Source organism: Pseudomonas sp. GW456-L13, assembly GCF_017350115.1.
In the GTDB taxonomy this organism is placed as follows: domain Bacteria; phylum Pseudomonadota; class Gammaproteobacteria; order Pseudomonadales; family Pseudomonadaceae; genus Aquipseudomonas; species Aquipseudomonas jessenii.
In genome coordinates this window covers 1,498,419-1,518,134 of sequence record NZ_JACNAS010000001.1, presented here as the reverse complement: position 1 = coordinate 1,518,134, position 19,716 = coordinate 1,498,419, and the positions used below count along the sequence as shown (strand labels likewise).

At 60.0% G+C, this 19,716-nt stretch carries 15 protein-coding genes and 4 tRNA genes; 10 read left to right on the top strand and 9 right to left on the bottom strand.

Features of this window, described 5'->3' with window-relative positions:
- The first annotated feature begins 36 nt into the window (after positions 1–36).
- Positions 37–603, top strand: a complete 567-nt coding sequence (locus J4D25_RS06855) for a glutathione peroxidase (protein WP_057715796.1) — start codon at positions 37–39, stop codon at positions 601–603.
- Positions 604–783: 180 nt separating this feature from the next.
- Here the strand turns inward: J4D25_RS06855 and J4D25_RS06850 are convergent, their stop codons facing one another.
- The 3 genes from J4D25_RS06850 to J4D25_RS06840 form a co-directional block, all read right to left on the bottom strand.
- Positions 784–2,064, bottom strand: coding sequence for an OmpP1/FadL family transporter (locus J4D25_RS06850; protein ID WP_057715795.1), 1,281 nt, complete (start codon positions 2,062–2,064; stop codon positions 784–786).
- Between the two features lie 146 nt (positions 2,065–2,210).
- Positions 2,211–2,693, bottom strand: coding sequence for a hypothetical protein (locus J4D25_RS06845; protein ID WP_057715794.1), 483 nt, complete (start codon positions 2,691–2,693; stop codon positions 2,211–2,213).
- A 276-nt stretch (positions 2,694–2,969) separates the two neighbouring features.
- Positions 2,970–3,194, bottom strand: coding sequence for a hypothetical protein (locus J4D25_RS06840; protein ID WP_008051046.1), 225 nt, complete (start codon positions 3,192–3,194; stop codon positions 2,970–2,972).
- A gap of 1,007 nt (positions 3,195–4,201) precedes the next feature.
- Here J4D25_RS06840 and J4D25_RS06835 point away from each other — a divergent pair.
- A complete protein-coding gene (locus tag J4D25_RS06835) occupies positions 4,202–4,525 on the top strand; it encodes a hypothetical protein (protein WP_079246787.1) in 324 nt (107 codons plus the stop codon).
- A gap of 175 nt (positions 4,526–4,700) precedes the next feature.
- A complete protein-coding gene (rmuC, locus tag J4D25_RS06830) occupies positions 4,701–6,065 on the top strand; it encodes a DNA recombination protein RmuC (RefSeq protein ID WP_162252406.1) in 1,365 nt (454 codons plus the stop codon).
- Between the two features lie 171 nt (positions 6,066–6,236).
- Here rmuC and J4D25_RS06825 read toward each other — a convergent pair whose 3' ends face one another.
- Entirely contained in the window at positions 6,237–9,707 is a 3,471-nt protein-coding gene (locus J4D25_RS06825) for a PAS domain-containing hybrid sensor histidine kinase/response regulator (protein WP_057715791.1), read from the bottom strand.
- A gap of 215 nt (positions 9,708–9,922) precedes the next feature.
- Entirely contained in the window at positions 9,923–10,459 is a 537-nt protein-coding gene (locus J4D25_RS06820) for a TetR/AcrR family transcriptional regulator (protein ID WP_057715790.1), read from the bottom strand.
- 148 nt (positions 10,460–10,607) lie between these two features.
- On the opposite strand from J4D25_RS06820, the gene J4D25_RS06815 reads away from it, so the two are divergent.
- The 3 genes from J4D25_RS06815 (at position 10,608) to J4D25_RS06805 (ending at position 15,084) form a co-directional block, all read left to right on the top strand.
- Positions 10,608–11,798 (top strand): MFS transporter, encoded by a 1,191-nt coding sequence (locus J4D25_RS06815; RefSeq protein WP_057715789.1) that lies wholly within the window; start codon positions 10,608–10,610, stop codon positions 11,796–11,798.
- Between the two features lie 149 nt (positions 11,799–11,947).
- The gene (locus tag J4D25_RS06810) at positions 11,948–13,099 is read left to right on the top strand and encodes a TDT family transporter (RefSeq protein WP_057715788.1); all 1,152 of its coding nucleotides are present in this window, start codon (positions 11,948–11,950) and stop codon (positions 13,097–13,099) included.
- 110 nt (positions 13,100–13,209) lie between these two features.
- Entirely contained in the window at positions 13,210–15,084 is a 1,875-nt protein-coding gene (locus tag J4D25_RS06805; protein WP_057715787.1) for an MFS transporter, read from the top strand.
- Between the two features lie 126 nt (positions 15,085–15,210).
- Here the strand turns inward: J4D25_RS06805 and sugE are convergent, their stop codons facing one another.
- From sugE to rdgC, 3 genes are all read right to left on the bottom strand, one after another.
- A complete protein-coding gene (gene sugE, locus J4D25_RS06800) occupies positions 15,211–15,525 on the bottom strand; it encodes a quaternary ammonium compound efflux SMR transporter SugE (protein ID WP_007977599.1) in 315 nt (104 codons plus the stop codon).
- A gap of 131 nt (positions 15,526–15,656) precedes the next feature.
- Positions 15,657–16,622 (bottom strand): bile acid:sodium symporter family protein, encoded by a 966-nt coding sequence (locus J4D25_RS06795; RefSeq protein ID WP_057715786.1) that lies wholly within the window; start codon positions 16,620–16,622, stop codon positions 15,657–15,659.
- A gap of 137 nt (positions 16,623–16,759) precedes the next feature.
- A complete protein-coding gene (rdgC, locus tag J4D25_RS06790) occupies positions 16,760–17,680 on the bottom strand; it encodes a recombination-associated protein RdgC (protein WP_007969735.1) in 921 nt (306 codons plus the stop codon).
- A gap of 159 nt (positions 17,681–17,839) precedes the next feature.
- On the opposite strand from rdgC, the gene J4D25_RS06785 reads away from it, so the two are divergent.
- From J4D25_RS06785 to J4D25_RS06770, 4 genes are all read left to right on the top strand, one after another.
- Positions 17,840–17,915: transfer RNA gene (locus tag J4D25_RS06785), tRNA-Val, on the top strand.
- Between the two features lie 19 nt (positions 17,916–17,934).
- Positions 17,935–18,011 (top strand) — tRNA-Asp (locus J4D25_RS06780).
- Between the two features lie 197 nt (positions 18,012–18,208).
- A tRNA-Val gene (locus J4D25_RS06775) sits at positions 18,209–18,284 on the top strand.
- 15 nt (positions 18,285–18,299) lie between these two features.
- Positions 18,300–18,376: transfer RNA gene (locus J4D25_RS06770), tRNA-Asp, on the top strand.
- A gap of 190 nt (positions 18,377–18,566) precedes the next feature.
- Here the strand turns inward: J4D25_RS06770 and J4D25_RS06765 are convergent.
- Positions 18,567–19,703: a catalase family protein gene (locus tag J4D25_RS06765; RefSeq protein ID WP_057715785.1), complete on the bottom strand. Its 1,137-nt coding sequence runs from the start codon at positions 19,701–19,703 to the stop codon at positions 18,567–18,569.
- Positions 19,704–19,716: the final 13 nt, after the last annotated feature.

Below are 19,716 nucleotides of genomic sequence, written 5' to 3'. Positions count from 1 at the left end.
ACGTCGCTTTTGACGAATTATCAAGGATGCACCGACATGCTGATGCGCTGGATTGCAGTTCCCGCGTTGCTGGTGGCGTTTACCGGGCTGGCCTACGCGGCCGAGTGCCCGGAGCTGTTGCAAGGATCACTGCAAAAGCTGCGCGCCAAGGAATCCATCGATTTGTGCCAGCGCTTCGCCGGTAAACCGTTGGTGGTGGTCAATACCGCAAGCTTCTGTGGCTTTGCTCCGCAGTTCAAAGGCCTTGAGGCGCTGAACCAGCGCTTCAAGGATCAAGGGCTGGAGGTAATTGGCGTTCCGTCCAATGACTTCAAGCAGGAGTCAAAGGATGGTGCCGAGACTGCCAAGGTCTGCTACGTCAACTATGGTGTGACCTTCACCATGACCGAGCCGCAAAGGGTTCGCGGCGAGGATGCGACGCACTTGTTCAAGGTCCTCGCCAGTCAAAGCAGCGCGCCGAAGTGGAATTTCTACAAGTATGTGGTGGACCGCCAAGGCAAGGTGGTCGCCAATTTCTCCAGCCTGACCAAGCCGGACGATCCCGAGTTCATTGCGGCGGTGGAAAAGGCCCTGGCTTCGCCACCACTTGTTTCGACCCCCTGACCTGTAGGAGCGAGCTTGCTCGCGATAACCTCAAGGCGTCTCGTAAATCCTGAAAGTACGCGTCATCGTTCGCGTCCATCGCCAGCAGGCTCGCTCCTACAAATGAAAAGCCCCGCCTCCGTGAGGAGAGCGGGGCTTTTTTGATTCCGATGGCGAGCGGTTCAGGCTCGCCGGGAATCATCAGAAGCGGTAGGTCGCGCCTAGACCGAAACCGTTCGCGTAGTTGTCATACTTGGCGTTGTAGGTCTGGCCATGGTCGTCGCCGTTGACCTTGACCGATTCCTCGCGCAGGTACGAGTACGCCAGGTCGATGGTCAGGTCGTCGGTCGGGCTCCAGCCGGCGCCCACGCTGAAAATCGTGCGATCGCCAGTCGGGATGCGTGGGGAACGGTCGACGTTGTTGGTCGGTGCCTGGTCAACGGACAGGCCGGTACGCAGTACCCATTGCTTGTTCAACTGGTAGGACGCGCCGATGGCGTGAGCCCAGGTGTCGTGCCAGTTCTGTTCTTCGGTGATGGTGCCGAACTGGCCGTTCAGAACAGCCGGAACACCTGTGTTTTCAACGGTGATTTCTTTCAGGCGGCTCCAACGGGTCCAGGTGCTGCCTGCGTAAAGAGTCCACTTGTCGTCGAGCTGGTGAGTGACCGAAAAGTCCACCGATTCAGGTGTGGTCACATCCAGCGAAGCGTCGTATTTCTGGCTCGGGTTCTGGCCGACCAGGCCCAGCAGGTTGTAGTTGACCTTGGTGTCGCCCTCGAGCTTGTACTTCACTTTCGAGTGGTAGGTCAGGCCGACACGGGTGCTGTCGGTGGCTTGGACCAGCACGCCGATGTTGTAGCCCAGGGCGGTGTCGTCACCCTTGATCTTGACATGACCATCGGGCAAGTTCGTTAAGGTCGGCAAGGCCGTTATGTTCGATTCCAGGCTGCCGTCGATGCGGTTGATGGTCGGGCCGAAACCGATGGAAACCTTGTCGTTGAAGGCGTAGCTGACAGTCGGTTGCACGGTGACGATCTTGACTTCGCTCTTGCTGCCGAAGTAACGACCCTCAAAGCCGTTTTCGTAGTCGGTTACCAGGCCGAACGGGGCGTATATGCCAATACCGAAGGCCCAATGGTCGTCGATTGGCTTGACGTAGTAACCCATGGGCACGGCGATGAACGGAACCATGTCGCCGTCATTGCTGCCACGGTTGTTCGGGGAGGAGCTTGCGTGGCTGATGTCAGTGTGTGCGTCGATCATCGCAACACCGCCGGTAACTTGTTCGCGCTTGATGCGCGACATGCCGGCAGGGTTGCCAAAAATGGTGGATGCGTCGTCGGCAGAGGAAGATCGCCCGGCAAAACCTGACCCCATCCCGCTGATGCTTTGTTCGTTGAGGGCAAAGCCACTTGCAAAGATCTGGGTGGATGCCATGGCAACGGCGAGACTAATGGTGGTTTTGAGCATTACTTTTTTCATTATTAGAACTCCTGGTGATCACCGGGGCGAAAATTACCAACATTTTCGTTCCGGCGCCATAGGCTGTATGCCTTGATTTAGAGCGGTTTTGTAGGACAATCAGACCAGAATCGCGGCGTGTTGCGCGATCTTTGGATCCAAGGGTGTCAGCAGGCTACCTGATTCAACGGTGAAACACAGGTTTGCCAGGCGCAGGTGAAATCACGCAGACGTCCCTGGGGCTGAAATGTCTGGCGCCAGATTCTGGCCATACCCAGCAAATCATCAGGGGCGGGGAGGGGGGTGTTCTGTTCTTCCACCAGCAGCCAGGCGATGGCTGTGGCGTAACGCAGGTTGACGGTCAACTCGAGGTGCGGGCCACTCAGGAACGCATGCTGGCTGGCCAGGCCGCGGACCAGGCTCGCACGCTCCGGATCAAGGGCCAGGTAATGGTCCCAAAGGGCCTGGTGACGGGGCTCGGCGATGCGGTACAGGCCGTGCCCACGGCGGTCATGCAGGGCGGAACCAAGGGCGGACTGGCTGGCGGCAATGCCCAGCAGCAGGGATTCGGCCGTAGCGCTATGTTGTCCGAGATAGATCAATGTCGGACGAATCACATAACGGCACAGTTCGCTGGCAGCGATACCCATAAAACCCTCGAAACCTGAAATGGACGGCGACACCTGAAGGGGGGCTTGGCAGCTGTGAATCGACTCAGGCTCGCCGCAAGCGGGTCAAGCCGCTTGAGTTGAAGTGTAGTGTCATATTCGCGCTGTAAAGGCCTGTTTTTAAAATATTTCCAGCGATCAGTTATAACCGTTATATCGGATCGTGCTTAGTCCTGATTCGAGGAAAGGGAAATATCGGGCAATAAAAAGCCCCGCTTTTCGGGCAGGGCTTTTGGGTTTTTCAGCCTTTCTGGCGTTTCAGGCAACCAGTGCCTGACGGGTACGCTCGATCACGGCCTGCAGCGGCTCGGCGCTGGAGTATTGATCGGGGTACAGGCGTTCGCTGTGACGAGCGATGCCGTGTTCGTTGACCAGGGTGAAGCTGAAGCAGCCTTTGCGAGCGGCCATGATCAGGCAGTTCATTGGTGCAAAAGCGTTGGTTAGGGTGCGAATGGCATCCTGAGTCTGGATTTGAGTAGACATTATTGGGTGTTCCTACAAATGACACGGATAAGAACCGTGCAACGTTAAAACGTTCCAGTAACGTCGATCACCATTGATCGAACGAAGAACCCGACTGGAACAAAGCAGCCAGTTTGAAGCGCTGATAAGTTGGCGCGCTTGGGCTGGCAGGTAGGTACTTAGGAGGGCAGGCAACACATCGAGGGCAAAGGTTCTGGGCCCGGGGTGAAGATCCTGATCAATTTGCAGGTTGGTTCGAGCAGAGTAGGCAGGCGGAGCAACATCCTTTGCTTTCGATTCAAAGGTTGTGTTGGCGCAAGATTTACCTGGAAACCATCGAGGTGGTCGATCCCGCTTGTTCGGTGGAGGCTTCCGTCGGGAAGGCTGACCGGGGGGATTTGTTCGACCAGAATTGACTTTCAGCTTGGTACTAACGCCGCGGATACTAACGGATTGAACTGGGCAAGGGAAGTGTGGTAGCGAAAAAAGTTTCCTGGCCGGTGCCTGATCGGGCTGTTTTGTCTTGTGGAGGCGCGCATAAAGCTGCAAGACCTGGGATTCATGCGCCCTGTTTCGGGACAAAATCCGACCATCGGTCATCGACGTTTGTAGCAGCGCAGCCTTCTGGACACCGGGTTTGCCAGGGCTTATCCCCAGGCATGACAAAAAAATGCGCCGAAAAAGTGCATGGATATAACCATCGCAAAGGCACTTGTGCACATTAGTTGCGCGGTCTGTCACCCCGCTGTCATCTCACGTTCAAGCGTAATGGCTGCCTGTAACCAAAATTTAAGTCAATGAAAAACATCGCTTTTTTTTACTGGTGAAAAAATCGTCAGTTTGACTGCGAGCCCCATTCCACAGGGCTTTGAGCGAGTTCAAGGGCGGTTGTCCACTGAGTTATCCACAGCTTCTGTGGATTGTCCCGAGCGCTTGCTCTAGGACGGGCGTGCCGGGATATTTTCAGCTTTACCTGTAAGAAAAAGAGAGTAAAGTTGCGCGCCTTCTGATCTGCCCCACAGTGCTTTATGAAGTTTCGCTCAGCCCCTGTTTCCTCTTCCTCCACACCGCCCTCTGTTGCCCCTACCAAGCGCTTTTCCATGCGCGTGGCGGAGTGGCTGTTGGACAGCCCGCATCTGGGCGAAAACCGTAACGTCAAACACATCGCCGGACGTTTGCTCAAGCAACCGGCCCGTGAAGGCGTGGTGGCTGCGCAAAGTCGCCTTGGCCAGTTGATGTGCCGCGAATGCGGGAATGCCCGGGACCGCCGGATCGGTCAGGACCTGCTGCGTCAGGCCGCTCGGGCAGGCGATCACCGCGCTCAACAGGAACTGGGGCTGATCGAAGACTGAGCTGTCCAAGACCGGACGCCTTGGTTAACCTTCAGGCTTTATCCGAATGGCAGGAGTGGCTATGGCAATGGACTTGACCAGCGTATTGCTGGGGCTGGCAGCGGCTGCGTTGCCGTTGCTGGTATTGGCCTGGCAACTTCAGCGTCGGGCCAGCACCACGCAAGCCGATGTCGCGCTGCTGCAAGAACGCCTGGCCATGGCGCAACTGGCGCAGGACGGATTGAATGCACAACTCGAATCCAGCCGCGATGAAGCGGCTGATCTGACCCAGGCCAACGCCGCCAAACAAGCTGATCTGGCTGCGCTGCGTCGTGAAGTCGAATTGCTGCAGATCGAGCGCGACGACGCCCGGGACGCCGCCCATGCGTGGAATATCGAACGCGCCGGCAAAGAAGCCGAATTGCGCCGTCTGGATGCCCAGGCCGCGTCGCTCAATGCCGAATTGCGCGAGCAACAGGACAGCCATCAGCAACGCCTCAACGACCTGCAAGGTTCGCGAGACGAGTTGCGCGCGCAGTTTGCCGAGCTGGCGGGGAAAATTTTCGATGAGCGCGAGCAGCGTTTTGCCGAAACCAGCCAGCAGCGCCTGGGGCAGTTGCTCGATCCACTCAAGGAACGCATCCAGTCCTTCGAAAAGCGTGTCGAGGAAAGCTATCAGAACGAGGCCCGTGAGCGTTTCTCCCTGGCCAAGGAGCTGGAGCGCTTGCAACAGCTGAATTTGCGCTTGAGCGATGAAGCCACCAACCTGACCCGCGCCTTGAAAGGGCAGAAGACCCAGGGCAATTGGGGCGAGCTGATTCTTGAACGCGTGCTCGAGCATGCGGGGCTGGAGAAGGGCCGCGAGTACCAGACTCAGGTCAATCTCAAGGGACCGGACGGCGAGCGCTTCCAGCCGGACGTGATCATTTATCTGCCGGGCGACAAGCAGGTGGTGGTCGACTCCAAGGTCAGCCTGACGGCCTATCAGCAATACGTCGCGGCTGAAGACGAGGCCATCGGCCAGATCGCCATCAAGCAGCACGTCCTGTCGTTGCGCAATCACGTCAAAGGCCTGGCCGGCAAGGATTACAAGCGCCTCGATGGCTTGCACAGCCTGGATTTCGTGTTGCTCTTCGTACCGATCGAGGCGGCGTTTTCTGCTGCGTTGCAGGCTGAGCCGACGCTGTTTCAGGAGGCATTCGACCGCAACATCGTGATCGTCAGCCCCACCACGTTGCTGGCGACCCTGCGCGTCATCGACAGCCTTTGGAAACAGGAGCGCCAGAGCCAGAATGCCCGGGAAATCGCCGAGCGGGCCGGGTGGCTGTACGACAAGTTCGTGCTGTTCATCCAGGATCTGGACGAGGTGGGCAATCGCCTGCAGCAACTGGACAAGGCCTACAGTTCGGCACGCAACAAGCTGACAGAGGGGCGCGGCAACCTGGTCAGTCGCAGTGAACAACTCAAGCTGCTGGGCGCGCGGGCAAGCAAGAGTCTGCCGGCGGACTTACTGGAGCGGGCGATGACCGATGTGGATGGGCTGGTCGAGTTACCGGAGTAGCCCCGGGCGAGCGTGGACCTTGTGGCGAGGGGGCTTGCCCCCGTTCGGCTGCGCAGCAGTCGTCAGTCCGGCAACGCGTTTTATCTGAAGAGGCTCATTGAATGGTTTGGGGCCGCTACGCAGCCCAACGGGGGCGAGCCCCCTCGCCACAGGAGGCTGTGTTGAACCTCGTTACAACGGTATGTACCTGCTCAACAACGCCCGCAACGCCGCCGGTTTCACCGGTTTGGCCAAGTAATCCAGCCCCGCGGCATGCACCAGGTCGACCGTCTCCGGCCGGCCATCGGCGCTGATCACCACGCCAGGGACCGGCTCGCCCATTTGCGTGCGCAACCAGGCCATCAAATCGGTTCCGGTCTCGCCATGATCGAGGTGGTAGTCCACCAGCGCCAATTGCGGGCGCATGCCTTCGCCAAGCAACGCGGCGCATTCCTCGCGATTGCGCGCGGTCCAGACCTGGCAACCCCAGCGGCTGAGCAGGCTGTTCATGCCGATCAGGATGCTGTCTTCATTGTCGATACACAGCACCTGCGCGCCATTGAGCAATTTGCCATTGAACTCGGCGACCTTGACCGGCGCTGCGGTTTGCGCCCGGGCCAGCGGCACACTGACGCTGAACACGCTACCGCGTCCCGGCCAGGAACGTACGCGCAAAGTATGACCGAGCACGCGACATAGCCCGTCGGCAATCGCCAGCCCCAGGCCGAGGCCTTTTTCGGCTCGGGTCTGGTGGCTGTCGAGGCGCTTGAACTCTTCGAAAATCACCTGCAATTTATCTTCCGGAATACCTGGCCCGCGGTCCCAGACTTCCAGGCACAGTTGCTCCTTGTGCCGGCGAACCCCCAGTAGTACCGGCCCTTTGCCGTAGCGGAAAGCGTTGGTCAGGAAGTTCTGCAAAATCCGTCGCAGCAATTTGATGTCGCTGTCGACCCGTAACGTGCTTGTGCGAACCCGGAACTCCAGTTTTTGCTCTCGCGCCAGCACCTTGAACTCTGTACCGAGGGTATCGAACAGTTCGTTGAGGGCGAATGGCTGGCGATTCGGATTGATCTTGCCGTTTTCCAGGCGGGAAATGTCCAGCAAGTCGCTGATCAAGTCCTCGGCCGAGCGCAGCGAACTGTCCAGGTGTCCGACCAGTTTCTGCGCTTCGCCGGACAAACCATCTTCCTGATGGGAGAGGGCGGCGGAGAACAGCCGCGCCGCATTCAACGGTTGCATCAAGTCATGGCTGACGGCCGCGAGGAAACGGGTCTTGGACTGGTTGGCCGCCTCGGCGGTGCCTTTGGCTTCGGTCAGGGCAACGTTGAGCTGCGACAATTCGTGGGTCCGTTCGGTGACCCGTTGCTCCAGGCCTTCGTTGGCTTCGGTCAGCGCCTGTTCGGCTTCGCGGAACGCGGTGATGTCGGTGAAACTCATGACAAAGCCGCCGCCGGGCATCGGGTTGCCGATCAGTTCGATCACCCGACCATTGGGGAACATCCGCTCGGAAGTATGCGCGCGGCCCTGACGCATCCAGTGCAGGCGGCGGGCAACGTGCACTTCGGCTTCGCCGGGGCCGCACAATCCGCGCTCGGCGTTGTAGCGAATGATGTCGGCAATGGGGCGGCCGATACTGATCAAGCCGTCCGGGTAATTGAACAGTTCAAGATAGCGACGGTTCCAGGCCACCAGTTTCAGCGACTGGTCGACCACGCTGATGCCCTGGGTGATGTTCTCGATGGCGCCTTGCAGCAAGGCGCGGTTGAATTGCAGCACCTCCGAGGCTTCGTCGGCGATGCGCACGACGTCCTCCAGTTGCATCTCGCGGCCTTCAATGGCGGCTTTTACCACCGCGCGGGTCGAAGAGGCACCAAGCACACCGGCCAGCAAGCGTTCGGTGTGGGCGATCCATTCACTGTCGGCGTTCTGGTTCGGGTTGAAGCCCTTGCCTTGGCGATAGGCAAAACGGATGAAGCTTTGACGGGCGCGTTCTTCGCCGACGAAGCGCGCCGCCAGTTGCAGCAGGTCATTGATCTGCACTGCCAGCATCGAGCGTGCGCTGGGGCGGGCGCTGATTTCCTGGCCGATGAAGCGACCTGCCTGCCAGTGCTCGGAAACCCGGGTGCGGGACAGCACCGAGACCCAGGCGAACAATGTGAAGTTGCCTGCCAGCGACAGCACCACGCCCTGGGTCAGCGGGGTGATCGGCAGGTTCAGTGGATTGCTGTGCAACCAGGCCAGCCCCGGGAACGTGTTCAAGGACAGGCCGAGACTGAGGGCGGCAATCGGCAGGATCAAGGTGTAGAACCACAGGAAGGTGCCTGCGGCGAGGCCAGCGAAAACACCGCGGCGGTTGGCCTGTTTCCAGTACAGGGCGCCGAGCATGGCGGGGGCCAGCTGGGTCACGGCAGCGAAGGCGATCTGGCCGATGGTCGCCAGGCTGGCGGTCGAGCCCAGCAGGCGATAACTGACATAGGCAAGCAGCAGAATGACCACAATGCTGACGCGGCGCACCGACAGCATCCACTGGCGGAACACTTCGAACGGGCGCTCGGCGTTGTTGCGACGCAGCAGCCAAGGCAGCAGCATGTCGTTGGACACCATGGTCGACAGCGCCACGCTGGCCACGATCACCATGCCGGTGGCGGCCGATGCGCCACCGATAAACGCCAGCAGGGCCAACGCCGGATGCGCCTGGGCCAGGGGCAGGCTGATGACGAACGAGTCCGGCAACACCGAGCTGGGCAGCATCATCTGGCCGGCCAGGGCGATCGGCACGACAAACAAGGCGGCGAGGGCGAGGTAGGCCGGGAATACCCACTTGGCCAGGCGCAGATCCTGGGGATCGATGTTCTCGACAACGGTCACGTGGAACTGCCGTGGCAGGCAAATGATCGCCATCATCGCCACACCGGTCTGCACTACCATCGACGGCCAGTTGATGGTTTCCTTCCAGTACTGTTCAAGGCGCGGCGCAAGCATGGCCTGGTCGAACAGGTCGTCGAAACCGTCGTACAGGCCATAGGTCACGAAGGCGCCGACGGCGAGAAACGCGAACAGCTTCACCAATGATTCGAAGGCGATGGCCAGCACCATGCCGCGGTGGTGCTCCGTGGCGTCGAGGTTGCGGGTACCGAAGACGATGGTGAACAGCGCCAGCACCAGCGACACAATCAGAGCGGTGTCCTGGGCGCGGGTGCCCATGGCGTCGGCACCGGCGCCGATAAGCAGGTTCACGCCGAGCACGATGCCTTTGAGCTGTAGCGCAATGTAGGGCAACACACCGACCAGGCAAATCAGCGCCACCACCACCGCCAGCGACTGGGATTTGCCATAGCGTGCGGCGATGAAGTCGGCGATCGAGGTGATGTTCTCCTGTTTGCTGATCATCACCATTTTTTGCAGGACCCACGGCGCGCCGACCAGCAACAGGATCGGCCCGAGGTAGATCGGCAGGAACGACCAGAGCTGTTCGGCGGCCTGGCCCACGGCGCCGAAAAAGGTCCAGCTGGTGCAGTAGACCGCCAGCGACAGGCTATACACCCACGCCCGCACACGCGGCGGCAAGGGCGCGCTGCGACGGTCGCCATAGAAGGCGATGGCGAACAGGATGGCCATATAGGCCAGGGCGACGACGGCAATCAGCCCGGTGGACAGCGACATGGGGACTCCAGACAAAAGACATCCGGACCTCCCGCCCGGACAGACAGTCTCGCACGACCGCCAGCGTTAGTCAGTGTCGACCAAGGTCGTGGCGTGGCGGGGTGTCGCAGGGGGATTTGCAGTGTCTGGACGGGCCCCTTCGCGAGCAAGCTCGCTCCCACATTTGCCCTGTGTTCGCCCCCCCTGTGGGAGCGAGCTTGCTCGCGATGGGGGCCTCACTGGCTGAACGCGATCTCGATCAATCGATGCAACTCTTCGACCTTCAGCGGCGCCTCGGCAAACAGGATGCGAAACACCGTCGGCGCGGCGATCAGATTGATCAACCGATCGACACTGGGCCTGGGCTCATCCGGATAGCGATCCAGAATCGTCTGCAATTGCCCGCCAATGATGGTCGCGCAATAACTCGGCTTCAACGCCGCCTGCACGTCGCACAGCATGTTGCGGCCGGGCTCGGAGCTCATCTCGTCCAGGTACTGCTCCGCCCAGGCCCGCACGTCGCCGTGAAGGCTGCCGGTATTGGCCGGTTCGTTGTCGGGCTGCATGCGGGCGAGGGCGACGTCTGCCAGTAGCGCCGACACATCGCCCCAGCGTCGATAGATGGTGGACGGCGTGACGCCCGCGCGCGCTGCAATTTGCGGCACCGTCACGCTGGCGCGGTCCTGCTCCTCAAGGAGTTGGCGCACGGCCGAATGAATCGACTCTTGCACCCGGGCGCTGCGGCCGCCGGGGCGTAATGTGGGAACTGTCATCTTGTGTTTCCTGTATTGCACCGGGTCTTGCGGCTGGCACCCGGTCCTGAAAGCCATGCATCGGACCTTAACACAAAGAATTTGCTTTAAGAGGGATCCAGTAGCACACTCCGCAAAAGCAAAAAATTAGCTTTTGCGGAGTGTGTCGATGCCCGGTTCTCATTCAAATCGTGCCAGCCTGTGGTTTTTGGCCGTTACCTTGCTCAGTTTCCTGGCGGCCTCCACTGCGCCGACCCCGCTGTATCACCTGTATCAGGAGCAGATGCAGTTTTCGGCAGCGACCTTGACCCTGATTTTCGGCGTGTACGCCCTCAGCCTGTTGGCGGCGTTGCTGACGGTCGGCTCGCTGTCGGATTACCTGGGGCGCAAACCGGTGATCTTTACGGCGGTGATGCTGAACATCCTGGCGATGTTGCTGTTTATCCATGCCGAAAGCGTCGCCTGGCTGATCAGTGCCCGGGTGCTGCAGGGGTTCGCCACCGGCATGGCAACCGCGGTTCTGAGTGCAACGCTGCTCGACACCGACCGCGAGCAGGGGCCGCTGGTCAACAGCGTCGCGCCTTTACTCGGGATGGCTCTGGGGGCGCTGGGTTGTGGTGTGTTGGCCGAGTTTGCCCCCGCGCCGCTGCATTTGACCTTTTGGCTGCTGCTGGCCCTGTTCGCGATGCAGGCCGTGTATGTCTGGCGATTGCGGGAAAGCGTCTCGCGCCAGCCTGGTGTGTGGGCCTCATTGCGACCGACCCTGCATGTGCCGGCTCAGGCACGTTCCACTTTGTGGCGGGTGTTGCCGCTCAACACGGCGGTCTGGGCACTCGGCGGTTTTTACGCGTCGCTGGCACCTTCGTTGGTGCGCACGGCGACTGGCTCGACCTCGAATCTGATTGGCGGGGCGACCGTCGCCGCCTTGACGGTGACTGGCGCCCTGATGATTTACACCCTGCGCAATCAGGCTGTGACCAAGGCGCTGCAACTGGGCGCCTGTTCGCTGCCGGCGGGAGTCGCCCTGATTCTACTGGGCGTGCACAGCGCCAGTTTGCCGCTGTTTTTCCTCGGCACGCTGGTCGCCGGTTGCGGTTTCGGCGCCGGTTTCCTCGGGGCGGTGCGCAGTCTGGTGCCGCAGGCCTTGCCCCATGAGCGCGCCGGGTTGATGTCGGCATATTATGCGCTGAGTTATCTGGCGTTCTGCCTCCCGGCGCTACTCGCCGGGAACCTGGAGCGGACGTTTGGTCTGGTGGCAACGACCGATGGTTATGGTGCGATGCTGATTGTGCTGGCTCTCAGCGCAATGGCGAGTCTACTGCGATCACGTTCGGCCAGGGTCTGCGAGGCCAACCGGTAGGACCGGCTCGGATATTGGTGATCGAATCGGAAGGGAGTGTCTGACGCTATATAAGTGATATCGATAAGATATAGAGATATTACCCGTTATATAGATATTCTATTCGGATCTAACATGGGCTCTACCTCACGAGAGGACAGGAGTACGCCATGACATGCGCCAATAGCATCAAGCCCGGAATCAAACCTTTCAGTCACTTGCAGCATCCCCGCGAGGTGATCCGCCAGTTCACCCCCAACTGGTTCGCGGCCACCATGGGCACCGGCGTGCTGGCGTTGGCACTGGCGCAGTTGCCGGTTGCCACACCTGCCTTGCACGCCTTTGCCGAAGCCCTCTGGCTGTTCAATATCGCTCTGTTCCTGCTGTTTACGGTGCTATACACGGCGCGTTGGGTGCTGTTTTTCGACGAGGCGCGGCGGATTTTCGGCCATTCCACGGTTTCGATGTTTTTCGGCACCATCCCCATGGGGCTGGCGACCATCATCAATGGCTTCCTGGTGTTCGGCCTGCCGCGCTGGGGGGAAGGCGTGATTCACCTCGCCGAGGTGCTGTGGTGGCTGGATGTGGTCATGTCGCTGGCCTGCGGCGTGCTGATTCCCTACATGATGTTCACCCGTCAGGAGCACAGCATTGACCAGATGACAGCGGTCTGGCTGTTGCCGGTGGTCGCGGCAGAAGTGGCGGCCGCCAGCGGGGGCCTGTTGGCGCCGCATTTGGCAGATGCTCATTCGCAACTGGTGGTGCTGGTGACCAGCTACGTGCTCTGGGCGTTTTCCTTGCCGGTGGCCTTCAGCATCCTGACCATTCTGTTGCTGCGCATGGCCCTGCATAAACTGCCCCACGAAAACATGGCCGCCTCGAGCTGGCTGGCCCTTGGCCCGATCGGCACCGGTGCGCTGGGCATGCTGGTACTGGGCGGCGATGCACCGCTGATTTTCGCGGCCAACGGCATGCCGGGAATCGGTGAGATTGCCGCAGGATTGGGTCTGGTGGCCGGCATCACCCTGTGGGGCTTCGGCCTGTGGTGGATGCTGATGGCGTTGTTGATCACTGTGCGCTACCTGCGTGCCGGCATTCCCTTCAATCTTGGCTGGTGGGGCTTCACTTTCCCGCTGGGCGTCTATTCTCTGGCGACGTTGAAACTGGCCAGTACCTTGAACCTGATGTTCTTCAGTGTGTTTGGCTGCGTGCTGGTGGCGTTGCTGGCGGTGATGTGGCTGATCGTCGGCAAGCGCACGGTGCTGGGCGCCTGGCGTGGCGAGCTGTTTGTCTCGCCGTGCATTGCCGGATTGAAGAAATAACCGGCAAAGATTAGGTAAGGTGTGGCCTGGATCGACGTTCGATACTCCAATTACTGTATCCAGGCCATTCTTTACCTGATCTCCAGCCACAATCCAGGGACACATGGAAGATGAGTCACCCCTCACAGTTCACCTTGCTGCGCACCCGGCGCTTCCTGCCGTTCTTCATCACCCAGTCCCTCGGGGCGTTCAACGACAACGTGTTCAAGCAGTCGTTGATCCTGGCCATTTTGTACAAACTGACCATCGAAGGTGACCGCTCTGTCTGGGTCAATCTGTGTGCGCTGCTGTTTATCCTGCCGTTTTTCCTGTTCTCGGCCCTGGCCGGGCAATTCGGGGAAAAGTTCGCCAAGGACGCGTTGATCCGCCTGATCAAGCTTGGGGAAATCGCCATCATGGCGGTCGGCGCCGTCGGCTTCATGTTCGATCACCTGTCGTTGATGCTGCTGGCGCTGTTCGCCATGGGCACCCATTCGGCGCTGTTCGGGCCGGTGAAGTACTCGATCCTGCCGCAGGCCCTGCGGGAAGATGAGCTGGTAGGCGGCAACGGCCTGGTGGAAATGGGCACCTTCCTGGCGATCCTGGCCGGTACCATTGGCGCCGGGGTTATGATGTCTTCGGCGCATTACGCGCCGGTGGTGTCCACGGCGATCATCGGCATTGCCGTGCTCGGCTACCTGGCCAGCCGCAGCATTCCCCGGGCGGCGGCGGCCACGCCGCAAATGCGCCTGAACTGGAACATTTTCAGCCAGTCCTGGGCCACGTTGAAGCTGGGCCTGGGGCAAACACCGGCGGTGTCACGCTCGATTGTCGGCAACTCTTGGTTCTGGTTTGTCGGGGCGATTTACCTGACGCAGATCCCGGCCTATGCCAAGGAATGGATGCACGGCGACGAAACCGTTGTGACGCTGATTCTGACGGTGTTCTCGGTCGGCATCGCATTGGGTTCGATGCTGTGCGAGAAACTCTCCGGGCGCAAAGTCGAGATTGGTCTGGTGCCGTTCGGATCGTTCGGCCTGACCGTTTTCGGCCTGCTGCTGTGGTGGCATTCGGGCTCAATACCGGAAAGCGCCGCCGGCCATGGCTGGATCGAGATCCTCGGTTTTGGTCACGCCTGGCTGGTGTTGCTCGACATCCTCGGCCTGGGTGTCTTCGGCGGTTTCTACATCGTGCCGCTGTACGCGCTGATCCAGTCACGTACCGCGGAGAACGAACGGGCGCGGGTGATTGCCGCCAACAACATCCTCAACGCGTTGTTCATGGTGGTGTCGGCGATTGTCTCGATCGTCTTGCTGAGTGTGGCCGAACTGTCGATCCCGCAACTGTTCCTGGTGGTGTCGTTGCTGAACATCGGCGTCAACGCCTACATCTTCAAGATCGTCCCCGAGTTCACCATGCGTTTCATGATCTGGCTGCTCAGCCATTCCATGTACCGCGTCGAACATCGCAATCTGGATTTGATTCCCGATGAAGGCGCGGCGTTGCTGGTGTGCAATCACGTGTCATTCGTCGACGCCTTGCTGATTGGCGGCGCGGTACGTCGGCCGATTCGTTTTGTCATGTACTACAAGATCTACAACCTGCCGGTGCTGAACTTCATCTTCCGTACCGCGGGGACGATTCCGATTGCCGGGCGCCAGGAAGACATCCAGATATATGAGCAAGCCTTCACGCGCATTGCCCGGTATCTGAAGGACGGTGAGCTGGTGTGCATCTTCCCCGAGGGTAAATTGACCGCCGATGGCGAGATCGACGAGTTCAAGGGCGGCTTGACGCGGATTCTCGAAGAGACCCCGGTGCCGGTGATTCCGTTGGCTTTGCAGGGGTTGTGGGGGAGTTTCTTCAGCCGCGATCCGGGTAAAGGGCTGTTTCGCCGGTTGTGGTCTCGGGTGACGTTGGTGGCAGGGCCGGCGGTTGCGGTTGAGGTGGCAGAGCCGGTCAAGTTGCAGGCGTTGGTGGGGGATTTGCGTGGGGCCGTAAGATAGCGGTTGTTTGCGCGGGCTGCTTCGCGAGCAGGCTCGCTCCCACAAGGGATCCACGGTGTGTCGCAGATTGTCGCAACACCTTCGATTCCTGTGGGAGCGAGCTTGCTCGCGATGGCGGTCTGAAAGTTAAGCGCTGACCTTCAGGCCAACGAGCCCGGAAATGATCAACGCCACACTCGCCAACCGCACCAGCGCCATGGACTCGCCAAACAGAATGATCCCGGCGATCACCGTGCCTACGGCGCCGACACCGGTCCAGATCGCATAGGCCGTACCCAGCGGCAATTCCTTCATCGCAAGGCCGAGCAAACCAAGGCTGATAGCCATGGCCGCAACGGTCAACACAGTGGGGAGCGGGCGGGTGAAGCCGTCGGTGTATTTGAGGCCGACGGCCCAGCCCACTTCGAACAGGCCGGCGAAAAACAGAATGATCCAGGACATGAAGACCTCCATCGTCTGACGGGGTCGTCCCCTGATTAATGACTCGATCGAGCCGCGAGGTCGTCCTCGCGTTGCGCAATATAGTGCCCAGCATTAACCCGGGGATCAAGTTTTTAGATCAAGATCGCGAGTCAGTTACTGGCCTGTTGCGCCGCCATTTCCCGATCCTGTTTCTCGCTCATGCGGCGGAAATACGTCGAAAGCAATGCCCCGGAAATGTTGTGCCACACGCTGAACAAGGCGCTCGGCACCGCCGCCAGTGGCGAGAAGTGTGCACTCGCCAACGCGGCACCCAATCCGGAGTTCTGCATGCCGACTTCCAGGGCCAGGGACTTGCGCTGGGCCAGAGGCAGCTTGAACAGGCGCCCGGTGAAATAGCCCAGCAGGTAGCCGAAGCTGTTGTGCAGCATGACCACGGCCATGATCAACAGACCGGACTCTGCGATCTTCGCCTGGCTGGCGGCGACGACTGCGGTGACGATGATCACGATGCTGACCACCGACACCAGCGGCAACACGTCCACGGCATGGCGAACCTTGTCGCCGAGCACCCGTTGAGCAACCACGCCCAGCACGATCGGCAACAGCACCACTTGCAGGATCGACCAGAACAACTCCATGAACGACACCGGCAACCAGGCCGAGGCCAGCAGCCAGATCAGGGCTGGGGTCAGCAGCGGGGCGAGGAGGGTGGTGACGGCGGCGATGGCCACCGACAGCGCCAGGTCGCCACGGGCCAGCCAGGTCATCACGTTCGACGAGGTGCCGCTTGGACAGCAGCCGACCAGAATCACGCCGACGGCGATTTCCGGCGGCAAGTGGAACACCTGGCAGAGCAACCACGCCACGCCCGGCATGATCACGAAATGGGCAACCACGCCCAGGGTCACGCGCCAAGGATGGCGAGCGACTTCGGCGAAGTCTTCGAGTTTGAGGGTCAGGCCCATGCCGAACATCACCAGCCCCAGCAAGGGCACGATGGCGCTTTTGAGGCCGATGAACCATGCCGGCTGCAGAAACGCCACGACAGCGAAAATCAGTACCCAGTAAGCGAAGGTGTTGCCGACAAAACGACTTAATGCAGCCAGTGCGCGCATGGCCTGATCCTTATTTTAAGTGACTCCACAACCCCCCCTGTAGGAGCGAGCTCGCTCGCGATGGTGTGTCAGACAAAGAGGGGCTACTGACACTCCATCGCGTGCAAGCTCGCTCCTACATTAGAGATCAAAAGGCGTTAGATCCCCTGCGGAGTCTCTTCGCCACCCAGCGCTTCAACCAACGCCGGCAGGAAATCGCCGAAGGTCAGCATCATCAGGGTGAAGCTGGCGTCCAGTTGGCCCAGGGCTTCGTCGCCGCCGTCCTGTTCCGCCTGGTCTTGCAGCAGGTCTTCGAACTTCAGGCGCTTGACCACCATTTTGTCGTCGAGGACAAAGGACAGTTTGTCCTGCCAGGCCAGGGACAGTTGAGTGACCACTTTGCCGGTGCTCAGGTGCAGCTGGATTTCTTCGCTGGTCAGGTCCTGGCGCTTGCAACGCACGATGCCGCCGTCTTCGTGGGTGTCGCGCAGTTCGCACTCGTCCAGCACAAAGAAGTCGTCCGCGGCTTTCTGGGTGGTGACCCACTCGGTCATGGTCGCGGTCGGGGACATCTTCACGGTCAGCGGACGCACCGGCAGGGTGCCGATCACTTCACGCAGGGTCGACAGCAAGTCTTCGGCGCGTTTCGGGCTGGCCGAGTTGACCAGGATCAGGCCCTGTTTCGGCGCGATGGCGGCGAAGGTCGACGAGCGGCGGATAAAGGCGCGGGGCAGGAAGGCCTGGATGATTTCATCCTTGATCTGATCGCGCTCCTTCTTATAGACCTTGCGCATTTGCTCGGCTTCGATCTCTTCGACCTTTTCCTTGACGGCGTCACGCACGACGCTGCCCGGCAAAATACGTTCTTCCTTGCGCGCGGACACCAGCAGGAAGTCACCGCTGACGTGTACCAGTGGCGCATCTTCGCCTTTGCCGAATGGCGCGACGAAACCGTAGGTGGTCAACTCCTGGCTTGCACATGGGCGCGCCAGTTTGGTGGCCAGTGCAGTTTCCAACGCCTCGGCATCAACAGGCAGATCTTGGGTCAGGCGATAGATAAGCAGGTTTTTGAACCACATGGGGTGAGTCTCTCCTTTATACAAAGGGGGGCATTATTGTCTTCGCCGTGCCATAGGCCAACCTTTCTCTAAGCCTTTGGAAGGGCTGAGAAAATTATTTTAAAAAGTGCTTGCCAGAGGTTGGGTCGCTCCGTAGAATGCGCGCCACACCGAAGCGAAGGGTGATTAGCTCAGCTGGGAGAGCGTCTGCCTTACAAGCAGAATGTCGGCGGTTCGATCCCGTCATCACCCACCATTCGTTTTCAGTGTTACGCGCAGCGGTAGTTCAGTCGGTTAGAATACCGGCCTGTCACGCCGGGGGTCGCGGGTTCGAGTCCCGTCCGCTGCGCCATATTCGGTAACCTGGAACACTGAACGCCAGGTCACCACGGAAAAACCCGCTAACGCGGGTTTTTTTCTGTTCCAAGTTTGTATGTTGTTCCTGCAGGTTGCATCGTTTCACCGGTTTTTAGATTTTTTGAAAAAACTTCAAATAAATCAACACTTTATAAAAACCTGTGGCATAATGTGCCCCGCAACGAAGGTAAAGGGTGATTAGCTCAGCTGGGAGAGCGTCTGCCTTACAAGCAGAATGTCGGCGGTTCGATCCCGTCATCACCCACCACTTTCAACGCTACGCGCAGCGGTAGTTCAGTCGGTTAGAATACCGGCCTGTCACGCCGGGGGTCGCGGGTTCGAGTCCCGTCCGCTGCGCCATATTCGGTAACCTGGAACACTGAACGCCAGGTCACCACAGAAAGCCCGCCTTGTGCGGGCTTTTTGCTGTCCGGGATTTGGCTTTCCTCGCTCCCCGTAGGAGCGAGCTCGCTCGCGATGGTCGTTAACGATAACGCGTAGATTCAGATAGCCAGCGGCGCCCATGGGTTTTTCGCGAGCAAGCTCGCTCCTACAGTTCGGCGTTACGGCTGTGCCGGTAGTCGCTGACGGCTTCATACACGGCCTTGCGCAGGCGATTGATCCCGCCAATCGGTCGGTGCGCCTCGATGCCGAACCAGGGATTGAACGACTGGTTGTCGCATTGCAGGTTCAGCGCCGGTGTATCGAAGTCCTGCGCCGGAACCTTGATTCGCGCCACCGTCTCGAAGGGCGCATCGCTCTCGCGCCACTCAATGCTGGTGTCTTCAATCGGCATGTACTTGTTGGCGTCCTGTCGCTGGATTTGCAAGGCGAAACATGCAGGCACCCGGTCGGTCGACAGCTGTTGGTTCAGCGCATTGCGCAGAAAGTTTGGCAGCTTGCGATTCTGTTCCGGCAGGTTGTAGGCCGGGCAGCCATCGGGATCGGGCATGACCCGGAACTTCGCATTGGCTTCACCGAATTTGTAGGGTGAAACCGAAAAGTACGTCGTCTGGGTCGGGCTCGACGGGGCAGGGGCCAGTGTCGCCAGGGCAATGAACAGGTGGCGAACCTGCCAGGTGCGTGGGTCCCGGCCGGGGAAGAAGGCCATCATCTTTTTACCATCGGCCTGGGCGGCGACGTTCTGACGGTATTCGGCGACATTACTGACAAAGAAGTTCGGGTGGTTGAACATCACAAAGTCCTGTTCACCTCGGCCCTGCCGGTCGCTCAACAGTTGCTTGCCCGGCACATCGAACAGTTTGATCGCCATGCCCCGGGCGTCGCGGATGCTGTCGAACTGCGGGTAGGCATTGCCGTTGGACAGGCGCATTGTCGCTTGCCAGGTTTTACCCGGCTCGCTGAACACACCCTGGCGCAGTTCGCCTGGCAGTTCCGGCAGCACCTGAACCTCGGCCTTCACACAGCCATGGGCCTTGGCATGGGCGTCGCGCAGGTAGCGGGTGCTTTCACGGTGCTGATCGACGATGCGCACGGCGGTCTGGATGATGTCCTGGGTCATCGCCGCTTCGTCGTCCGCAATCAACTCCTGCGCCGAGACCGGCCCGCGATGCTGCCAGGCAAACCAGGCGCTGGCCAGGGCCCAGCCCAGCACGCCGAGGACCAGTGACCACAGCAACAGCCTGGCGAGGAAGGCGCCCAGGCGCAGCCAGAGCGTTATCAGCATGGGAACGTTCTCC

What these genes read in the sequence shown, in the direction of transcription:
- J4D25_RS06795 (WP_057715786.1), bottom strand. Translation starts at nt 16,622, where the DNA reads ATGCGCGCACTGGCTGCATTAAGTCGTTTTGTCGGCAACACCTTCGCT.
- J4D25_RS06805 (WP_057715787.1), top strand. Translation starts at nt 13,210, where the DNA reads ATGAGTCACCCCTCACAGTTCACCTTGCTGCGCACCCGGCGCTTCCTG.
- J4D25_RS06815 (WP_057715789.1), top strand. Translation starts at nt 10,608, where the DNA reads ATGCCCGGTTCTCATTCAAATCGTGCCAGCCTGTGGTTTTTGGCCGTT.
- J4D25_RS06840 (WP_008051046.1), bottom strand. Translation starts at nt 3,194, where the DNA reads ATGTCTACTCAAATCCAGACTCAGGATGCCATTCGCACCCTAACCAAC.
- J4D25_RS06845 (WP_057715794.1), bottom strand. Translation starts at nt 2,693, where the DNA reads ATGGGTATCGCTGCCAGCGAACTGTGCCGTTATGTGATTCGTCCGACA.
- J4D25_RS06765 (WP_057715785.1), bottom strand. Translation starts at nt 19,703, where the DNA reads ATGCTGATAACGCTCTGGCTGCGCCTGGGCGCCTTCCTCGCCAGGCTG.
- J4D25_RS06820 (WP_057715790.1), bottom strand. Translation starts at nt 10,459, where the DNA reads ATGACAGTTCCCACATTACGCCCCGGCGGCCGCAGCGCCCGGGTGCAA.
- J4D25_RS06855 (WP_057715796.1), top strand. Translation starts at nt 37, where the DNA reads ATGCTGATGCGCTGGATTGCAGTTCCCGCGTTGCTGGTGGCGTTTACC.
- sugE (WP_007977599.1), bottom strand. Translation starts at nt 15,525, where the DNA reads ATGTCCTGGATCATTCTGTTTTTCGCCGGCCTGTTCGAAGTGGGCTGG.
- J4D25_RS06850 (WP_057715795.1), bottom strand. Translation starts at nt 2,064, where the DNA reads ATGAAAAAAGTAATGCTCAAAACCACCATTAGTCTCGCCGTTGCCATG.
- rdgC (WP_007969735.1), bottom strand. Translation starts at nt 17,680, where the DNA reads ATGTGGTTCAAAAACCTGCTTATCTATCGCCTGACCCAAGATCTGCCT.
- J4D25_RS06825 (WP_057715791.1), bottom strand. Translation starts at nt 9,707, where the DNA reads ATGTCGCTGTCCACCGGGCTGATTGCCGTCGTCGCCCTGGCCTATATG.
- J4D25_RS06810 (WP_057715788.1), top strand. Translation starts at nt 11,948, where the DNA reads ATGACATGCGCCAATAGCATCAAGCCCGGAATCAAACCTTTCAGTCAC.
- J4D25_RS06835 (WP_079246787.1), top strand. Translation starts at nt 4,202, where the DNA reads ATGAAGTTTCGCTCAGCCCCTGTTTCCTCTTCCTCCACACCGCCCTCT.